Here is a 621-nt window from a genome sequence, read left to right as displayed (position 1 = left end):
AACTAAGCTAAAAAATGAAGCAGATAATCCGGGTAATCAGAATTACCAAGGTTTTATCGGCAGCAGCCAAACCATGCAGCAGGTCTATCGCACCATTGACTCTGCCGCTAGCAGTAAAGCGAGTATCTTTATTACTGGTGAAAGTGGTACGGGTAAAGAGGTATGCGCAGAAGCCATCCACGCTGCAAGCAAACGTGGTGATAAGCCGTTTATTGCCATCAACTGTGCAGCCATACCTAAAGACTTAATTGAAAGTGAACTATTTGGTCACGTAAAAGGGGCATTTACTGGTGCGGCAAATGACCGTCAAGGTGCCGCTGAGTTAGCCGATGGTGGCACGTTGTTCCTCGATGAATTGTGTGAAATGGATTTGGACTTACAAACCAAATTATTGCGATTCATCCAAACCGGTACGTTCCAGAAAGTGGGCTCTTCAAAAATGAAGAGTGTGGACGTGCGCTTCGTTTGTGCGACCAACCGAGACCCTTGGAAAGAAGTTCAAGAAGGACGTTTCCGCGAAGACTTATACTACCGTTTATACGTGATTCCTTTGCATCTCCCGCCTCTTCGCGAACGTGGTGAAGATGTGATTGAAATTGCGTACTCACTGTTAGGTTACAT

Annotated in this window: 1 protein-coding gene; it reads left to right on the top strand. The window is 45.7% G+C overall.

Going from position 1 to position 621, the window contains the following annotated elements; translation table 11 throughout:
• A partial coding sequence (locus tag R7Z49_RS25975) for a sigma-54 factor interaction domain-containing protein (protein WP_318112552.1) occupies positions 1–621 on the top strand: 621 nt, incomplete at both ends.

It is taken from the genome of Vibrio sp. 1562 (genome assembly GCF_033340155.1).
Classification (GTDB): Bacteria; Pseudomonadota; Gammaproteobacteria; order Enterobacterales; family Vibrionaceae; genus Vibrio; species Vibrio alginolyticus.
The sequence above is the reverse complement of the archived record's forward strand: the minus strand, read 5'-3'. Positions and strand labels throughout refer to the sequence as shown.